Origin of the sequence: Apibacter adventoris (genome assembly GCF_002964965.1) — a bacterium.
In the GTDB taxonomy this organism is placed as follows: Bacteria; Bacteroidota; Bacteroidia; order Flavobacteriales; family Weeksellaceae; genus Apibacter; species Apibacter adventoris.
Map to the genome: position 1 here is coordinate 188,913 of NZ_PSZN01000002.1, position 18,663 is coordinate 207,575.

Sequence of the window (18,663 nt, forward strand, 5' to 3'; positions counted from 1 at the left end):
CAAATTTATAAAACATTTTTGACTTACCAAATATCTTGGCGAATTTTTTGTTAATAAGTTTTTCAATTAAAAATTATTTCTTCTGTTTTAACTTCAAAAATAGTATTTTATTTTTGTATTCAGAATGATGCAAAATACTAAGGCTTTTTTACTTTCTTATATAAAATATGGGGATACTTCTTTAATTCTTCGTTGTTACACAGAAGAATACGGTTTTAAAAGTTTTATTTTAAAAAATTATTTTTTTAAAAAATATAGAAAAAAATATTTCCTATTTATTTTAAATGAAATTGAGATTATATTTTATCCTAAAAAAAATGATTCTTTAGAATTGGTTAAAGAAATTAATCCTAGCTATTTTTTTAAAGAGATTCATACTGATCTTATTAAATCTTCCATCCTTACTTTTATTGGTGAAATTTTAAATCAAATTCTTAGTAATGAACATGTTAAGGATCTATCTCTATATCAGTTTATAAAAACCCACCTCATTGCTTTGGATAATCGTAAAAATAATTTTGCAGATTTCCATCTTTATTTCTTAATAAATCTTTCTAAATATCTGGGATTTTATCCTTTAAATACAAATTCTAAATTACCATATTTTAATTTAGATGATGGAATATTTTCTTTGAAAGGAAAAAGTATAAATCAAGAAAATAATTCACATTTATGGAATATTTTACTAGAATACGATTTTAATGATGAAAAAAATTGTTTTAATTCGACTCAACGTTCCCAAATGTTAGAAGAAATTTTAACCTATTATAAAATGCATTTAACTAATTTTAAAAAACCTACTTCTTTGGATATTTTAAAATTAATTTTTGAATAATATTTTAAGCAATGACACCACTCCCAAGTAATTCATCTGCAACATACCAAGTAGCAAATTGACCGCTTGTTATTGCTGATTGCGGTTTTTTAAATTCTATGAATAAGTTTTCTTCAAACTGATATAAAGTAGCATGCTGTAAGGATTGTCTATATCTTATTCTTACATCTACATCTAAATGTTGTCCTGATTCTAATTTTAAATCTTCTCTGATCCAGTGTATATCTTTTTTGTTTATAGATAATACTTTTCTGAATAAACCTGGATGTAATTTACCTTCTCCCACATAAATAATATTTTCATTAGTATCAGTAGCTAACACGAAACAGGGTTCTATATGGCCTCCTATACCTAAGCCTTTTCGCTGACCTATGGTATAATAATGAGCCCCCATATGTTCTGCTATTTTTTTTCCATCATGTTTACTGTATTGAATCGGAGTAGATAAATAACTTAATTCTTCTTTTTTGTTTAAAAAATCGGAAAACAGTTGTTTTTCTTTATATTTTGGATTATCTGATGAAATTTCTATTATATCTCCTTTTTTGGACTTCAATTGTTGTTGTAAAAAATCAGGAAGACTTACTTTCCCTATAAAACATAAGCCTTGTGAATCTTTTTTATCTGCTGTTACTAAACCTATTTCCCGCGCAATTTCTCTTACTTCTGGCTTAGTAAGATTACCAATCGGAAATAATGCCTTGGATAATTGATATTGATTTAATTGACATAAAAAATAGGATTGATCTTTATTTTTATCAACTCCTGCTAAAAGTTTATAATAGGTTTTATCTTTCAAATCTAAAGTATCTATTCTGGCATAATGACCAGTAGCAACTTTGTCTGCCCCCAACGATAAAGCTGTCTGTAAAAAGACGTCAAATTTTATTTCTCTATTACATAATACATCTGGATTGGGAGTTCTTCCTCGCTCATATTCTTTAAACATATAATCCACAATTTTCTCCTTATAAATATTTGATAAGTCAATTACTTGATAAGGAATATCCAATTTTTGAGCTATTAAGAGTGCATCATTACTATCTTCTACCCAAGGACATTCTTCTTCGAGCGTAAATTCTGCATCATTCCAATTACGCATAAATAAGCCGATTACTTCATGACCTTGTTTTTGGAGCAAATAAGCTGCTACACTTGAATCTACACCTCCTGATAAACCTACTACAACTCTCATTCGTTTATTACTAAAAATTAAAAGCATACTCTATACAGAATAGAGTATGCTATGATTATTTTAAATTTCTATTCTATTTTTTTGCGGGAGCATTTTCCGGATAGCGAGCTATAGAAAGTTCTCTTGATATTGATGATTTTTCAAATTTTATTTTTCCCGCCATTGTTTCAATAATTATTCCATCTTCCATAATTTCAGCCACCTTACCATGAATTCCTGAAGTAGTTACTATTCGAGTGCCTTTGTTAATATTTTCCTGAAAGCTTTTTTCTTCTTTTTGCCTTTTTGTCTGAGGTCTAATAAAAAAGAAATAAAAAACTACAAATAATAAAATTAACGGAAGAAAAGCCGTCCAGTCCATTCCTTGCTTTGCTTGTAAAACTATTGCTAACATATATTGATTCTTGTTTAATTAATTTTTGCTTGAAATTTAATTACTTTTGTATGAAAATTACCTGATACGGTTATTGATTTTAAAACAGTTCCTTCGAAATTAGATGAATCAAAAGTAACGGTTATAGACCCTTTTTTCCCTGGTGCCACAGGTTCTTTTGTATATTTAGGAGTTGTACATCCACAAGAGGGTCTTACTTCTGAAATTACTAAAGGCCTTTTTCCTTTATTGGTAAAATGAAAAACATGACTTACTGTTTCTCCTTTCTTAATTTCTTTGAAATCATAGCTATCTTCATCAAACTGTATTTCTGATTCGTCAATAATTTTAAGAGTTTTATCATTTTTACTTCTCAATTCCTGATTCTCCTCATTTAATTGATTTTGAGAGGTCGATTCTTTCTGTTTAGTACAACTTCCTAAAGTCAAAATCGCAGTCAATAAGATAAATATTTTTTTATTATTTAGTTTCATGATTTTTTCTATATTACACTTTATTGGTATCTCTTGCATATTTATCTAAGATTCCATTTATGAATACATTACTTTTTGAACTTGAATATACTTTAGCTAATTCTATACATTCATTAATAACTACTTTAGCCGGAACTTGTGGAAAATGATTAAGTTCTGTAAATCCCATCGATAAAATAATTTTATCAATTTCAGCAATTCTATCCAACTCCCAGTTTTTAGACCTTTCTTCAATAAGATTTAAACTTTCAGGATAGTATTTAATGGTTGCTCGAAATAAATTTTTTGCAAAGTCTATGTCTTCTTCGGATTTAAGAACTTGAATAAGTGTTTTAAATGGTTTTCCTTCTTCTATTGATTTTAAAGTCTTCAGGACCATATTATTTGCAATATGCATATCATCTGCCCATGATAGTTTTAATTCTTCAAACCATTCATACATTATATCATTATCTGCAATATATTTTAAAAACAATTTTAAAATAATTTTTTTATCTGCCTCGAAATCAGAAGTTGGGTTTTCCATATATTCAAAATAGCTTCTGGATGTCAGAAACTTTTTAAAAATCATAGCCGGATAGTTATTGTTTAAATGCCATGATAATTCTAAATGTTTAGCAGAATATTCTTTTCTTGCTTTATTTTCCTCTAATAATTGGAATATTCTGTTTTGAACAAATTTTAAATTCGGATTTTTTTCTTCTTCTGTTGCAAATCTTTTTTGTTTTTTCCTTTCAATTATTTCTAATGCATATTCTTTAACTGCCAATAATAAGTTTAATTCATAAACATATAAATCATAAATCTCTTCTATTGACTGAAACATCTTCTTTTCTACATATTCTATACTATTCCCTCCTATGTTATATGCATAGATAGCTTGTAGAATCTTTTCTCTAATCTGCCTTCTTCCTAACACAACAATGATTTTTTTTAAGAGCTTTAAGTTATTATTTTTTTTAGTGTCAATTATATTATTTTCAATGTATAATGTATATTATTTTCCGTTATTAGCCGGATTAACTGGTTGTTGCGAATGACTGGACTGTGGAACTTGTTGGTCTTTAGAATTATATACTGATGGTTTTGCTATCAACACTGCTGCAAAAATTGATAGAACTACAATAATCCCTCCCAACGACCAGGTTGCTTTATCCATAAAATCATTAGTTTTCTGAACACCAAACATTTGGGTTCCACTTCCGCCAAAAGTTGAACTTAATCCTCCTCCTTTAGGATTTTGTGATAACACAACTAAAACTAGTAAAATACAGGCTATAATTATAAATATCATTATTATACCATAAACTGTTGTCATATTTTTATTTCTTTTTTATTTTCAGTTTTTTAATTTCTTAATTTTTTTAATTTCCAATGCAAAATAACTACTTTTTTCTGGATATTTCAAACTTAATATTTTATATGCTGTAATTGCTGTATCATATCTGCCTTGTTCTACATATAATTGAGCCAATGTTATTGTCATCAAATTCGCAATATCTTTTATCTCTTCTTTTTTAAAATCAAATTCTTGTTTACTTTTTCCTCCTTTTTTGGGAGGAGTTATTTTAGGGTTGTTTTCTATAAATTTCTCTATGACATTTTTTTGATTTTTTTTATTTGATGTATCTGTATCTGTCTTTTTATCATCTTTATTGTCTAGAGAATGTTTTGAAAACGACAACCATTGATTAAATGTTAATTTTTCTCCAGAGGTTGTTATATTTATAATTGAGCTTTTATGTTGTTCTTTTTCTTCTTTGCCCTTATCGTCTTCTTGAATATATTGGTTGCCTAACTCTGTAGATACATGATTTTTAGACATATCTGAACTTTCTGATGTATCTAAATCTATAAATTCACTTTCTATTTGTAAATCTTCTTTTTTAATATCAGAAACATTTTTTATTTCCTTAAGGCTTTGATCATACTTTGTATCATCATCTTCTGGTGTAAATAAATAAGATAATCCTAATTTATTGATATTAATTTGTCCTTTTTTATTCTTTTCTTCTTGTGCTAATTTTATATAATTTTCTTCTTCAAAATTATTTATTAAATTTTTATCATGGTTGTTTTCTAAATCAGTAAATTTATTTTCGGCTGATTCTGTTTTCATTTCATCGGTTGTTACTTTATTTTCTTCTTCTGAAATTTTATTTTCTATCTCTTTTTTCGAATTTTCTTCTAATGTAGTAGATTCTAAATTATTTTCCTGAGCCCAATCTTCTTTATCAGTATGATCTGCAAACTTTAATACTTTTTTTTCTGTATGATCAACTATTTCTTTTATTAATTCTCTATGAGTAGAATATATCGATAACTTTTCTATACTATCTGTACAATCTTCTTTCGTAAAACTTAACTTCCATTTTAAATAAAGATAATGAAATGATTGCACAAAAGGGTATTTTTCTAATTCTCTTGCAATATAAGTTTCATCTGAAAATCCCAACAATTCAGGTGAATTAATTAATTGTATAATTCTGCTTTCACTCATCTACCAATCGGCTACAATGTCATTAAATATTTGATCTATTATTCTTTGATTTATTTTTTGTGTTAAAGCATCCTGAACATTTATTAGAAGTTCAGAACTTGCAAAGTCTTCATAATCTGAATATGATTTTTGAAAGTTTTTATCAGGTTGTAATTTGTTTTCATATCTTACAGCTACAGTAATTGTCAATCTATTATTAATAGCCTGATCTGATCCACTTTGAATACTAACAGGAGACTCAGCAAAATTAGTAATTTCTCCTTCTATTGTAATATCCGGGTTAATGTTTGTTGCTTGTAATTTTGTTCGTTGATTAAATCTATTTTGTAATGCAGTAGTAAAATCTACACTTAAGTTAGGACTTTGATATGCCGAAAAATTAGGAAAAGATTTTATCTGAACTGTTTTTATGCTTGGGTCTAATGAAGACCCTGTAAAGGTATAACATCCTAATAAAAAAATAGTTACAAAAAAAAATGTCGTTATTTTTATTATTTTATTCTTCAAGATTAAATTGTTTTATTTTTCTGTATAAAGTTCTTTCTGAAATCCCTAATTCTTTGGCAGCCAATTTCCGTTTTCCATTATATTTCTCAAGTGCTTTTCTAATTAATTCTTCTTCTTTTTTCTGTAAAGATAAAGATTCTGCCTGACTAGATATATCTTCATAATCTTCTATAACATCATCATGATAATTATTTACTGTAGTAACATTTGGTAAAATAGGTTTTTCCTCATAATATAGTACTCCTTCTGGCTTAGGGGATTCATAGTCTTTATATACTTTTTGAAATAAATCTTTTTCATTGGGTGTAAGACCTGTTTCTCCTTTATTTTTAATAAGGTCTAAGGTTAGCGCTTTTAAATCATTTAAATCTTTTTTCATATCAAAAAGAAATTTGTATAGTATTTCTCTTTCTGTAGAAAAATCTGAATGATTTTCACTTTTATCTTTGACATTGATCAGTGAAGTAGTAGGTATAGCTTTTAAATATTCTTGAACCTGTTCTAAAGATAACTCTCTTTGAGTTTCTACTACTGTAATTTGTTCTGTAAAATTTCTTAACTGACGTATATTACCAGGCCAGTAATAATTTTGAATATAATTTATAGCTTCTTGCGATAGTTGTATGGAAGGCATTCGGTATTTTTCAGAAAAATCAATCGCAAATTTTCTAAATAATAAAGGTATATCTTCTTTTCTATCTCTTAATGCGGGTATATCAATTTGTACTGTATTTAATCTGTAATATAAATCTTCTCTGAAATTTCCTTTTTTAATAGCATCTAATAAATTTACGTTAGTTGCTGCAACAATTCTTACATTGGTTTTTTGTAAGTTAGAAGAACCTACTTTCATAAATTCTCCACTTTCTAACACTCTTAATAAACGAACTTGTGTTTGAAGAGGTAATTCGCCTACTTCATCTAAAAATATAGTACCTCCGTCTGCTACTTCAAAATAACCTTTTCTTACTTTATCTGCTCCTGTAAAAGACCCTTTTTCATGTCCAAAAAGTTCGGAATCTATGGTTCCTTCAGGTATAGCTCCACAATTTACTGCTATATATTGTTTATGCTTTCTTGGAGATAGATTGTGTATAATTTTAGGTATAAATTCTTTCCCTACACCACTTTCTCCTATTACTAAAACAGAAATATCTGTTGGAGCTACTTGTATGGCTTTTTCTAAAGCCCTATTAAGTAATATATCATTTCCAATTATACCAAATCTTTGTTTTATGGTTTGTAATGCATCCATTGTTATGCTATTTTACCTATTAATGTAGCTGATGTACAATCTTCTACTTTGACATTTACAAAATCACCTACTTTTGTAGTTTTTGTTTTAGGAAAAACTACGACTGCATTTTGTGATATTCTTCCATACCATTCTTCTTTATTTTTTTTACTAGTTCCTTCTATCAAAACCTCATGTATTTTATTTAAATAAGATTTCATTCTATTTAATGATAATTTTTGTTGTAAGTTGATAATTTCAGTCAATCTCCGTTTCTTTATTTCTAAAGGCACATCATCGGCCATTTTTTTATGTGCAGGAGTTCCTGGTCGCTCAGAATAGGCAAACATATACCCGAAATCATATTTAGCATATTCCATTAAACTTAGTGTGTCTTTATGTTCTTCTTCTGTTTCTCCACAAAAACCTACAATCATATCATGAGAAATCGCACATTCTGGTACTATTTGCCTAATTTTGTCAATAAGGCATAAATATTCTTCACGGGTATGTTGTCTATTCATCCTTTTCAAAACATTTGTATTTCCACTTTGTACCGGAAGGTGAATATATTTACATATATTTTTATGTTTTGCCATCATATGTAAGACATCTTCATGCATATCTTGAGGATTGGAGGTAGAAAAGCGAATTCGAATGTCCGGACATTCTGTAGCAACCATATCTAATAATTGTGCAAAATTAATGGCGGTTGCTTTTTGTAATTCTGTAGCTTTGGCAAAGTCTTTTTTAGGTCCTCCACCATACCATAAATAACTATCTATATTTTGACCTAAAAGTGTAATTTCTTTATAATTATTTTCTACCAATTCCCTACATTCTTTAATAATCGAATAGGGATCTCTACTTCTTTCTCGTCCTCTTGTAAATGGTACTACACAAAATGTACACATATTATCACACCCACGGGTAATGGAAACGAATGCAGTTACTCCATTTCCGCCTAACCGAACCGGATTAATGTCTGCATAAGTTTCTTCTTTCGATAGAATTACATTTATTGCATTTCTTCCATCTTCTTCCATATCTTTAAGAAGATTGGGTAAATCCCTGTAAGCATCTGGCCCTACCACTAAGTCAACTAAATGTTCTTCTTCAAGAAATTTTGTTTTCAATCTTTCTGCCATGCACCCCAATACACCAACAGTTAGTTTGGGTTTATTCTTTTTAAGTGTATTAAATTGTGAAAGCCTTTTTCTTATAGTTTGTTCTGCTTTTTCCCGAATAGAACATGTATTTAATAATATAAGATCTGCCTCATCTAGTTCATTAGTAGTATTATATCCTTCTTCATTTAATATAGACGCAACAATTTCACTATCAGAAAAATTCATTTGACAACCATAACTTTCTAAAAATAGTTTTTTTGAATTTTTGACATTACTTTGCTTAACTAATACCTCTCCCTGACGACTTTCTATAATTTTTTTTTCCATATAATTAATATCTCTAATATTTAGAGTTATTCTATATATTTTACAAACAATATGCAAAGATAGAAATTAATATGTCAACTTGGCAGTTATTTTGTTATGTTTTTTTAATACTATGAAATTATTGCCCTAATACCATTCCAAAATATGGAGTAAAATACTGCAAAAACAGTACCCAAGTAATTATTGCAATTGTTCCTACAATAGCCCCAAAAAATCCTGCTAAATAAAAATCGGACTGTTTTAACATTCCGGTACTGTAAACAATTGCATTAGGAGGAGTTGATACGGGCAGAAATAAGCCACAAGATGAACTTAATCCAATAACTAATCCAACTGGTAATATTTGTTCTGGTGGTAGTACTACCGCCGCTATATTTATAACTATGGTTGCGGTTGCTGTACTGCTCATAATATTGGAAAATATGACCGTAATGATAGCAAAAATTATCATTATCAAATATTCATTAAATTGTATGTTTCCTAATATTTGTGAATAGTAGGGGGCCAATAATTCTTTTATAGCTATACCTAAAGACAACCCTCCTGCAACTAACATTAGAGTATCCCAAGGAAGTTTACGTATATCTTCTGCCGTAATAATTCCCAACATAGGAAGAAACATGATAGGAATTCCTGAAGTTGCAGCAGTAGGTATATTTAGTTTGGTCCCCATCATCCAAAAAATTACAGTTATAATTAGAATAATCACTACAAAAAGTCTTTGTAGTTTTATTTTGGAAGATAATTTAGGTTGTTCATCTAAAAAATTAAGATCTATCTTATCTATTTTGGAAGTGTATTTTTGTTTAAGTATAAACCAAAATAATAAAAGTAAAACTACAGCTATAGGCATTCCTAGTATTAACCAATCGAAAAATGACACATCTATTCCGGCAGATTTAAGTGTATCTACTACAATTAGGTTAGGAGGAGATGAAATGAGACTTCCCATGCCTGCAAATGTTGCAGATGCAGGAATACTTATTAATATAGCTTGTGACATAGGAGAATCTTTTCCTTCTTTTTTTAAAAAAGGCATTACAGCAGCTAAAATCATAGCGGATGTAGCGGTGTTAGAAATAATAAGAGACAAACAAGAAGTCACTAACATAATACCTAAAAGTACATATTTAGGTCGGGATCCAAAAATTGAGATAGTTCCTCGAAACAGTGAAATATCTAAATTAGTTTTACGCATGCCCTCACTAAGAAAAAATCCACCTAAAAAAATCCATATAACACTATCTGACCAGGTGTTTGATATAGTTTTGGGGTCTATAGTCGATCCTTCAATATTGCCCATCGTATATATTAAAAAACCTGTAATCATGATACCTACGGCAAAAGGTGGAATAGCTTCTGTAACCCATAGGCATATGGAAAATATTAATATAAACATGGTATATTGCTGAGCTTTTGTAAATACATCCGGAGACAAAAGATATGTAGCAAGTATAGATATACCCATAGAGAAAAAAAATAACCCTACTTTTGTCTTAATATTCCATACATCTAAAGATTTTTCTATTAATAAATTACTATAAAGGCGTATATCTGAATTTATTTTTTTTAGGTCCATATTTATTTATTAAAGTCAAAATCCGTTTTCTATCTCAAATTAATTACGTAAAAGTACAATTATTAAGATTATTACTCAAATTATGGCGTGCTAATTATTATCATTCATTAATAATTTATTATTACCTATATTTGTAGTTAGATTTATTTTATTATAACTAACATAGAAATATAAATGAATAATAATAAACTTTGGGTTTTTCAATCTAAAAGAACTATTACTGTAAAAGAAGAAGAAGAAATTTTAGAAAAGATACATTATTTTTTAAAATCTTGGGCTGCACATGGTGCTGAACTTAAATCTGAAATAAATATTTTAGATCATAAATTTCTTATAATCAGTGTGGATGAAGCTCAAACCAAAGCTAGCGGATGTTCTATAGATAGTTTAAATCAATGTATTAGGGAAATTGATGCTCAATATCACCTTGAACTGCTTAATCGTTTATGGATAAGTTATAAAGAAAATAATAAAGATATTGAAACAATTGCTCTAAAAGATTTTAAAGAAAAAGTAAAAGCTGGCTTATTGTCTCCAGATACTTGGGTATATAATTTATCTGTAAGCTCTTCTGAAGAATTTAATGAAAAATTTAAGCAACCTCTTTATAAGAGTTGGGCTAAGATATATTTATAATCTGCTACCTTTTAGTATTTAATAATATATGTGATTTTATTATTTTATATTATTCAATTATTAGCTGACCTCCGTCTAATAAATGTGGGTTTTCATTTTTAATCCATGCATAAGGAGCTTGGCTTTTCATTTTTAATAAATCTAAATTCAAATGATTTTTTAAATGAATTGTATTTTCTGTTAATCTATATAAATCTAATGAAGGATCATCTGTCCACTCTATAGTATATTGAAAAGCATCTTTAATAATTTTTTTTTTAGGTTCGGTTTTTAATATAAGATAATCATGAAATAATTTCTGAGTTCCGTCATATGAGTTTCCTAATTCTTCAGATATAAAAAAATATACATCATACTTCCCTTTTTTAGGGGTAAATGCTTTTCTTATTTCTTTTGAATATATAGAATGTTTAAATTTTTTAAATAATTTATATCTAAAGTCTGATTTGTCATGTTTTGAAATGAGTTTATATTCTTTTTGGGACTGACCAAAATTAAATACGTATAGAAATAAAAAAACTATAGTCCATTTTATTTTAATATATTTAATCATCTATTAAAAATTAAATTCTTTTGAAGATATCAATTTATTTACTTCTATAGTTTTAAATATCAAAACAAAATCTGATTGGTTATCTATACTTTTAATTTCTATTTTATAAGGGAAGGTTAATGTGGAAGATTTTCTAAAATTTGAATATGTTTTAGTTTCTTCTGTATTTATTTCTCTTATTAACTGATAACTTTTCACATCAAAACAATAGGTAGTCACATTTGTATTTTTAATAAGTTTCACCTTATAACAGTTTGTTCCGTTTATTTTTTCTGTTCCTATTAATACTGCTTGAAATCCTTTATTTAAATAATCTAATAAATCTGAATCAAAAGCCTCGGGAACATAACTAAAATCATTTTCTAATTTATTGGAATGAAAGTTATATTTTACTGCCTTCTTACCATTATATCCATTAAGTAGCATTTTCTTTCCATTTGTAATCATAATAGTCTTATTCCAGTTAGGTCTTTTTTGATAAATCTCAATAGGGTAAGCTTCTTTTAATCCTAAAACCATTTCACCTTTTAATACTACTGAGTTAAAATCTTTCCATTTATTTATTCCACCTGTTATTTCTAAATGTTTTTTTATAATTTGATCTGCAGTTTGGGAGTTACTAAATATTATAAATATGAATAAAAATACGAATAATAATTGTGTTCTCATAATGATTTTTTTATATTAAAATATAAAAATTCCAGATTTTAAAATGTAAATCTGGAATTTTCTTATCATATAATATTATTTTACATTTCTTCGTAAAGGGCTCTTAATTTATCTTTTGTCATTATTTTCTGCCAATCTTTCCCCAATGCATTTTCCCAAAGGGGTACCATACCATACGAAACATTGATCATAATGTTAAATTGTTCGTCAGTAAGACCTTTACATATTCCCTGAGGAATCTCAATCTGGTTTTTCTCAACCATATATTTAAACTCTTTTACGCCCTCAGGATAATATTCTTCTAATTTATCGAATACAATACAATTTCCCACTCCATGATGTGTTCCTAACAAATAAGATAACCCATAGCTAACGGCGTGAGCTATTCCTACCTGAGAATAAGCTATACTCATTCCTCCATGCCAAGAAGCCATCATTAAATCTTCATCAGATTCATCATCCCATACAGGTTTCTTTACATAAATTTTTTGACAAAGCTCCAATGCCTTTTCTCCATAGCTTTTACTGAAAGCATTGAGATAGGTTCCTGTTAGAGATTCTATACAATGTATATAACAATCCATTCCAGTAAAAAATGCTTGATTTTTTTCAACTCCCTTTACTAGGGCAGGATCTAAAATAACCTGATCGAACGGTGTATAATCTGAATTAATTCCTAATTTTCTTTCAGGACCAGTTAATATACAAGTTCTGGATACTTCTGCTCCAGTTCCACTTATAGTTGGTATACCTACATGGTATACCCCTGGTACTTTAATTAAATCCCAACCTTGATATTGTGCTGAAGATCCCTCTGTTGTCATCATTAAAGCTACAGCTTTTGCTGAATCCATGACACTCCCTCCACCTATACCAATAATTCCAGATACGGTTCCAAATTCATCTTTTAAAGAATCTCTAATAGCATCAATTCCCTTAGTTTTAGGTTCATCTGTAGTATCCAGATATATAATTTTATCTTTCCCTTTTAATGGAACTCGTTTAGATAATTCTTTTCCTTCAAAAACTTTATCCAACAAAAAGATAAAAGGATATTCTTTGTTCCTTTTTTCTTCTATAATTTCTGAGGTTTGCTCAAAGCTTCCACGTCCATAAATTACTCTTGGGACCATTGGAAAATTTCTAAATTTCATATTTTAATTTTTTTAATATCTTATTCTATTAAGGTTTATCTGCATTTTCTATATACATATCTTGAGACAATTGTTTAACTGATTTAGTATCTTTAATTTCTTCATATCTTTTTAAACCTTGTTTTATATTTACTGATTTATCAACATCTACATTCTCTTTTGTATAAACTATAGGAATATCATTTTTTATAGCTCTATAGAATTTTCTTTTATATTTTTTACTATTATTACTTCTCGGGTCTAATGGAACTAATTTTACATGAGCTATAAACACTCCCGCTTTTACTTCTATTATTAGGACATAAGCCTTATCTGCTTTTAAATCAGCTTTAACAAAAGATCTATTTTCTGAAACTGCCCAAAACAGATGCTCACCAGGATCGCATTCATATACTATATATTGGTTACAGCCTATAGCTCCTAAATATTTATCTTTATCATAGAGTCTAAAATTCAATAAAAAAGCTTCTTTTTCTCTTATAATATATACTAAGGATTTTCCTTCAGCCGGACTTTTTATTTCTTGTTTTTTTTGTGAAAAAACAATGCCAATACCCAATATTGTGAATAAAAATACTAATTTTTTCACTGATTTAGTTTTTGTCATTCATTTGAGCTAATATTCTATTAGCTTTTTCCAAATCTTCCGGAGTATCAATTTCTACACCCACAAAATCTGTTTCTATTACTTTTATTTTCATTCCATATTCTAAATACCGTATACACTCTATTTTTTCTGCTTTTTCATTTTGTAACATAGAAAGTTCTGCAAACTTTAATAAAGACTGTTTTCTAAATGCATATACTCCTACATGTTCAAAATACTCTGCTTGAAATTTTTTTTCTCTAGGATATGGAACTACTGATCTTGAAAAATATAAAGCATAATCATTTATGTCTTTTACTACTTTAACATAATTTGTATCTTTAATAAGGTTCCAATCCGTTAATTTGCGTATAAGAGTTGCAACATCTATTTCATGTTTTATATCTTGTTTAAATGCTTTGATAATTCGTTCTAAAGGTTTTTTATCTACAAAAGGTTCATCTCCTTGTATATTTACAATTATATCACATTCTATATTCTTTACAGCTTCAGCTATTCTATCACTTCCGGTTTCATGTTCTTTACTACTCATTAAAGCTTTTCCACCATTTCTAGTAATTTCATTATGTATAATTTCAGAATCTGTAACTACAAATACATCATCAAATAGATGGGTGTCTTTAGCATTTTCATACGTAGATCTGATAACGGTTTTTTCTCCTAACATTCCCATTAACTTAGCGGGAAATCTAGAGGCTGCATAACGTGCCGGGATAACTGCAATAATTTTCACTTATATATAATTATTATGTTGCAAATTTAATTAAAATAGGTAGTATAAAGGTTTCCATAAAAATAAATTTTTCGATAAAGAATTAGTTTTTGACAATTTATGGATAAAAAAAAGCCACTCTGCTGTAGAGTGGCTTTCGTTTATAATTATAATTTATAATTTATTTATTTTTTATGAGCTGGAGCTTTAGATTTTGATGTATGAGCTTTAGATTTTGGAGCTGGAGCTTTTTTAGTTTTATCAATTACTTTTACTGTTTTAACTACTCTAGCTTCATTTTGATCTAAAATTACCACACGTCTATTTTCTTTATCACAAACTTCTTGTGTTGGATATAAAATGTTACCATTTTTATCTTTAGCTACTTTAATATCATGTTCTTTACATAATAACTCAGATTTACCAAAACCTCTAGCTTCTAATCTATCTTTAGATATACCTTCTTTCACTAATTCATTAACTACAGCTTGGGCTCTTTCTTTTGAAATTTTATTATTCACAGCTACAGATCCAACTCTATCAGTATGTCCATCTACATAGAATTTTTTACCGTCAAATCCTTTATCTTTTAATAAATGAGCAGCATCTGCAATCATTGGTAAAGATTCTTTTGTTAATTTAGCGCTATTGAACTCGAATAAAATATTTTTAATTTTATAAGATACATCTTTTGTAGTCCAAGGACATCCGTTGTTTTCTTTTGGTCCTGGAACTGTTGGACAAGCATCATCTTTATCTAACACTCCGTCTCCGTCAGTATCTGGCCAAGGACATCCGTTGTTTTCTTTTGGTCCTGGAACTGTTGGACAAGCATCATCTTTATCTAACACTCCGTCTCCGTCAGTATCTGGCCAAGGACATCCGTTGTTTTCTTTTGGTCCTGGTTCATTTGGACATGCATCATCTGGATCTGGGATACCATCTCCGTCTGTATCAGGACAACCTTGAAATTCAGGTAACCCTGGAATATCTGGACATCTGTCTTCTTTGTCTGGGATTCCGTCTTTATCTCTATCATTGTTACCAAATTTAAAGATAATAGAGGCTGAATGTTGGAAAAAGTCTGAATAATCTGTTTTTTGATTGGTTACCCAATTATATTGAGACTCTATATTTAAACCGAAATTTTTAGTAATCCAAAAATTTATACCTACACCTCCGTTAAGTACAAACATATCATTTTTACCAGAAAATTTACCACCTAACTCATAATTTTTATCTTCTTTATAATCATCATCATAAGCAGTATAATGTTTTCCGTTTTTACCATCTATTTCTATCCCGTCATAATCATATCTATGGTAGTTAGCACCTACTCTCACATAGGGATCAAGCCATTTTAAAGATTTGGATTCACTCAAAGGGGAGTATCTTACCCCTAAACCTGCTAATAGGAAAAATTCATCTTTAACTTTTAATCTTTTGTTATCAATTTCTCCAATAGAAGCTTGTAAATCTACAGCTAAATTCTTACCTATACTTCTTGCTACAGTTAATTTTGATAATGGAGGTACTATGCTATAGTCATCAGTATCAAAAAACCCATCAAACGCACCACGAACAGAAGTATGGTCAGTAGCATGAGCTCCTATCCCAATATACCACTTTTCGCTAGTGTTTTGCGCAAATACAGCAGTAGCAAACATGGTGGCTACAGCTGTAACTAACAAATTGAACTTTTTCATATATAAAATCTAATTTTAAATGCAAAGTAAAGCTTTTCTTGGCTAACATACAAAAAAAAATCAATATTTCTTTACCAATCTATCAATATTTCTTTTAGTTTCTCTTTGTTTTATACTTTCCCTTTTATCAAATAATTTTTTACCTCTTGCTATATATATTTGTATTTTAGCCCATCCTTTTTCATTAATATATAATCTGGTTGGAACTATTGTCAAACCAGTTTCTTTGGTTTTTCTTAATATTTTGTTAATTTCTTTTTTTTGTAATAGCAATTTTCGTTCCCTTTTTATTGGATGATTATACCTTGTACCAAAAAAATATTCCTCTACTGTCATATTAATTACATATAACTCTTCATTTATAAACTGACAAAAACTTTCTGATATGCTTGCTTTACCCTCTCTAATAGATTTTATTTCTGTACCATATAAAACCAGGCCTGCTTCATATTTATCCAGCAATTCATAATTAAACCGGGCTTTCCTATTCAATATATTAACTTTATTTTGAAATTTCATATTCAGACATTTTCTTATTACTTTTGTGCAAATTTATTAAGTATATGCTTACAGTATCAAATTTATCTTTACAATTTGGAAAAAGAATTCTCTTTGATGAGGTAAATATTAAATTTACAAAAGGAAATTGTTATGGGATTATCGGGGCTAATGGAGCCGGAAAATCTACTTTTCTAAAAATATTATCCGGAGATATTGACCCTACTACCGGTCATGTAAGTTTGGAAACCGACAAACGGATGTCTGTTCTTGAGCAAAATCACTTTGCATATGATTCTTATCCTGTTTTGGAAACTGTAATGAGGGGAAATCAAAAGCTTTTTAAGATTAAAGAGGAAATGGATGCCCTATACGCAAAACCTGATTTTTCTGATGATGACGGGGTAAAAGCCGGAGAGCTAGGTGCAATTTATGAAGAAATGGGCGGTTGGAATGCAGAAGCAGATGCTTCTACCCTATTATCAAATTTAGGGATTAAAGAAGATATACATTATAAATTAATGTCAGAATTAGAAAATGCAGATAAAGTTAGGGTATTACTAGCTCAAGCTCTATTCGGCAATCCTGATGTATTAATCCTAGATGAGCCAACTAATGATTTAGATATTGAAACAATTTCCTGGTTGGAAGATTTTCTTGCTGATTATGAAAATACTGTTATTGTTGTCTCTCATGACCGTCACTTTTTAGATGCAGTTTGCACACATACTTGTGACTTAGATTTCAGTAAATTAAATTTATATACCGGGAATTACACGTTTTGGTATCAAGCCAGCCAACTTGCAGCAAGACAAAGGTCTCAACAAAATAAAAAAGCGGAAGAGAAGAAAAAAGAGCTTCAGGATTTTATTGCTCGATTCAGTTCCAATGTTGCAAAAGCTAAACAAGCTACTGCTCGTAAAAAAATGATCGAAAAACTGAATATTGAAGAAATTAAACCTTCTTCAAGAAGATACCCTGCTCTTATTTTTGAACAGGAAAGAGAAGCGGGAGATCAAATTTTGGACGTAAAGGATCTTGAGAAAACTAAAGATGGGGAATTATTATTCAGTAATATTCATTTAAATTTAAAAAAAGGAGATAAGGTTGCTATTCTTTCTAAAAACTCTTTAGCTATTACGGAATTTTTCCAGATATTAGCTGGGGAATCAGAACCCGATAAAGGCTCTTTCAATTGGGGGGTTACTACTAAACAAAGTTATTTACCTTTAGATAATACTAAATATTTCCAGTCGGATGATAATTTAGTAGATTGGCTTAGGCAGTATGTAAATACAGATGAGGAAAGACATGAAGAGTATATAAGGGGTTTTTTAGGTAAAATGTTATTTAGTGGAGATGAAGCTTTAAAATCTTGTAAAGTCCTTTCCGGAGGAGAAAAAATGCGATGTATGTTTTCTAGAATGATGTTATTTAAAGCTAATGTATTATTACTTGATGAACCAACTAATCATCTGGATCTTGAAAGCATTACTGCTTTAAATAATTCTTTGGATAATTTTAAGGGTACTATTTTACTTGCTTCTCATGACCACGAACTACTTTCCACAGTTTGTAACCGTATTATAGAATTAACGCCTAAAGGAATTATTGACAGATATATGACCTATGATGAATATCTTAATGACCCCAAGGTTAAGGAACTTAAAAATCAATATTATAATTAATTTTTATAAAAAAATTTACATGAAAAAAAAGAGTAGTTTTAAATTACTCTTTTTTTATTAATGTGTACAAATAATTTAAAAAAATATTATTTAAAATTTAATTATGTTTCAATATTTGGCATATTATTTGGCATATTATATATGTTATTTAACTTAATAAAATAACAATTTGTTCTTTAAGATTTTATAATCATACATACATTAATTTATACTTAGTTAAAAAAGATGTTTAAAGTTATTTAAACATCTTTTTTATTTTATTATTC

Annotated in this window: 20 protein-coding genes; 3 read left to right on the forward strand and 17 right to left on the reverse strand. The window is 28.7% G+C overall.

Annotation, left to right across the window (positions count from 1 at the left end; genetic code table 11):
* The first annotated feature begins 124 nt into the window (after nucleotides 1-124).
* A complete protein-coding gene (gene recO / locus C4S76_RS01590; protein ID WP_105192028.1) occupies nucleotides 125-835 on the forward strand; it encodes a DNA repair protein RecO in 711 nt (236 codons plus the stop codon).
* 4 nt (nucleotides 836-839) lie between these two features.
* On the opposite strand, the gene mnmA is transcribed toward recO, so the two are convergent.
* From mnmA to C4S76_RS01640, 10 genes are all read right to left on the reverse strand, one after another.
* Nucleotides 840-2,030 carry a tRNA 2-thiouridine(34) synthase MnmA gene (gene mnmA / locus C4S76_RS01595; protein WP_105192030.1) on the reverse strand — a complete coding sequence of 397 codons (1,191 nt, stop codon included), beginning with the start codon at nucleotides 2,028-2,030 and terminating at the stop codon, nucleotides 840-842.
* Nucleotides 2,031-2,103: 73 nt separating this feature from the next.
* Complete coding sequence (gene yajC, locus C4S76_RS01600; RefSeq protein WP_105192032.1) at nucleotides 2,104-2,424, reverse strand: preprotein translocase subunit YajC; 321 nt, start codon at nucleotides 2,422-2,424, stop codon at nucleotides 2,104-2,106.
* 14 nt (nucleotides 2,425-2,438) lie between these two features.
* The gene (locus C4S76_RS01605; protein WP_245915768.1) at nucleotides 2,439-2,897 is read right to left on the reverse strand and encodes a DUF1573 domain-containing protein; all 459 of its coding nucleotides are present in this window, start codon (nucleotides 2,895-2,897) and stop codon (nucleotides 2,439-2,441) included.
* Nucleotides 2,898-2,910: 13 nt separating this feature from the next.
* Nucleotides 2,911-3,816, reverse strand: a complete 906-nt coding sequence (gene nusB / locus C4S76_RS01610; RefSeq protein ID WP_105192036.1) for a transcription antitermination factor NusB — start codon at nucleotides 3,814-3,816, stop codon at nucleotides 2,911-2,913.
* A 78-nt stretch (nucleotides 3,817-3,894) separates the two neighbouring features.
* Nucleotides 3,895-4,215, reverse strand: coding sequence for a preprotein translocase subunit SecG (gene secG / locus C4S76_RS01615; protein ID WP_105192038.1), 321 nt, complete (start codon nucleotides 4,213-4,215; stop codon nucleotides 3,895-3,897).
* A gap of 21 nt (nucleotides 4,216-4,236) precedes the next feature.
* Nucleotides 4,237-5,397 carry a hypothetical protein gene (locus C4S76_RS01620; RefSeq protein WP_105192040.1) on the reverse strand — a complete coding sequence of 387 codons (1,161 nt, stop codon included), beginning with the start codon at nucleotides 5,395-5,397 and terminating at the stop codon, nucleotides 4,237-4,239.
* Complete coding sequence (locus tag C4S76_RS01625) at nucleotides 5,398-5,904, reverse strand: LptE family protein (protein ID WP_181044023.1); 507 nt, start codon at nucleotides 5,902-5,904, stop codon at nucleotides 5,398-5,400.
* A complete protein-coding gene (locus C4S76_RS01630; protein ID WP_105192044.1) occupies nucleotides 5,894-7,159 on the reverse strand; it encodes a sigma-54 interaction domain-containing protein in 1,266 nt (421 codons plus the stop codon). Before C4S76_RS01630 ends, C4S76_RS01625 begins: the two co-directional genes overlap by 11 nt.
* Nucleotides 7,160-7,161: 2 nt before the next feature.
* On the reverse strand, nucleotides 7,162-8,595 hold the full coding sequence (gene miaB, locus C4S76_RS01635) for a tRNA (N6-isopentenyl adenosine(37)-C2)-methylthiotransferase MiaB (RefSeq protein ID WP_105192046.1): 1,434 nt from the start codon (nucleotides 8,593-8,595) through the stop codon (nucleotides 7,162-7,164).
* Nucleotides 8,596-8,713: 118 nt separating this feature from the next.
* On the reverse strand, nucleotides 8,714-10,174 hold the full coding sequence (locus C4S76_RS01640; RefSeq protein WP_105192048.1) for an SLC13 family permease: 1,461 nt from the start codon (nucleotides 10,172-10,174) through the stop codon (nucleotides 8,714-8,716).
* 174 nt (nucleotides 10,175-10,348) lie between these two features.
* Here C4S76_RS01640 and C4S76_RS01645 point away from each other — a divergent pair, with 174 nt between their 5' ends.
* A complete protein-coding gene (locus tag C4S76_RS01645; protein ID WP_105192050.1) occupies nucleotides 10,349-10,810 on the forward strand; it encodes a hypothetical protein in 462 nt (153 codons plus the stop codon).
* A 49-nt stretch (nucleotides 10,811-10,859) separates the two neighbouring features.
* Here the strand turns inward: C4S76_RS01645 and C4S76_RS01650 are convergent, their stop codons facing one another.
* The 7 genes from C4S76_RS01650 to smpB form a co-directional block, all read right to left on the reverse strand.
* Nucleotides 10,860-11,363 carry a hypothetical protein gene (locus tag C4S76_RS01650; RefSeq protein ID WP_105192052.1) on the reverse strand — a complete coding sequence of 168 codons (504 nt, stop codon included), beginning with the start codon at nucleotides 11,361-11,363 and terminating at the stop codon, nucleotides 10,860-10,862.
* A 3-nt stretch (nucleotides 11,364-11,366) separates the two neighbouring features.
* Nucleotides 11,367-12,032: a LolA-like protein gene (locus C4S76_RS01655; protein ID WP_105192054.1), complete on the reverse strand. Its 666-nt coding sequence runs from the start codon at nucleotides 12,030-12,032 to the stop codon at nucleotides 11,367-11,369.
* 80 nt (nucleotides 12,033-12,112) lie between these two features.
* Entirely contained in the window at nucleotides 12,113-13,186 is a 1,074-nt protein-coding gene (locus C4S76_RS01660) for an iron-containing alcohol dehydrogenase family protein (protein ID WP_105192056.1), read from the reverse strand.
* 28 nt (nucleotides 13,187-13,214) lie between these two features.
* Nucleotides 13,215-13,775, reverse strand: a complete 561-nt coding sequence (locus C4S76_RS01665) for a hypothetical protein (RefSeq protein WP_146105658.1) — start codon at nucleotides 13,773-13,775, stop codon at nucleotides 13,215-13,217.
* 4 nt (nucleotides 13,776-13,779) lie between these two features.
* Nucleotides 13,780-14,526 carry a 3-deoxy-manno-octulosonate cytidylyltransferase gene (kdsB, locus tag C4S76_RS01670; RefSeq protein WP_105192060.1) on the reverse strand — a complete coding sequence of 249 codons (747 nt, stop codon included), beginning with the start codon at nucleotides 14,524-14,526 and terminating at the stop codon, nucleotides 13,780-13,782.
* A gap of 164 nt (nucleotides 14,527-14,690) precedes the next feature.
* Nucleotides 14,691-16,211 carry an OmpA family protein gene (locus tag C4S76_RS01675; protein WP_105192062.1) on the reverse strand — a complete coding sequence of 507 codons (1,521 nt, stop codon included), beginning with the start codon at nucleotides 16,209-16,211 and terminating at the stop codon, nucleotides 14,691-14,693.
* A gap of 60 nt (nucleotides 16,212-16,271) precedes the next feature.
* The gene (smpB, locus tag C4S76_RS01680; RefSeq protein ID WP_105192064.1) at nucleotides 16,272-16,730 is read right to left on the reverse strand and encodes an SsrA-binding protein SmpB; all 459 of its coding nucleotides are present in this window, start codon (nucleotides 16,728-16,730) and stop codon (nucleotides 16,272-16,274) included.
* 44 nt (nucleotides 16,731-16,774) lie between these two features.
* On the opposite strand from smpB, the gene C4S76_RS01685 reads away from it, so the two are divergent.
* Nucleotides 16,775-18,397 (forward strand): ABC-F family ATP-binding cassette domain-containing protein, encoded by a 1,623-nt coding sequence (locus tag C4S76_RS01685; RefSeq protein ID WP_105192066.1) that lies wholly within the window; start codon nucleotides 16,775-16,777, stop codon nucleotides 18,395-18,397.
* Nucleotides 18,398-18,663 lie beyond the last annotated feature (266 nt).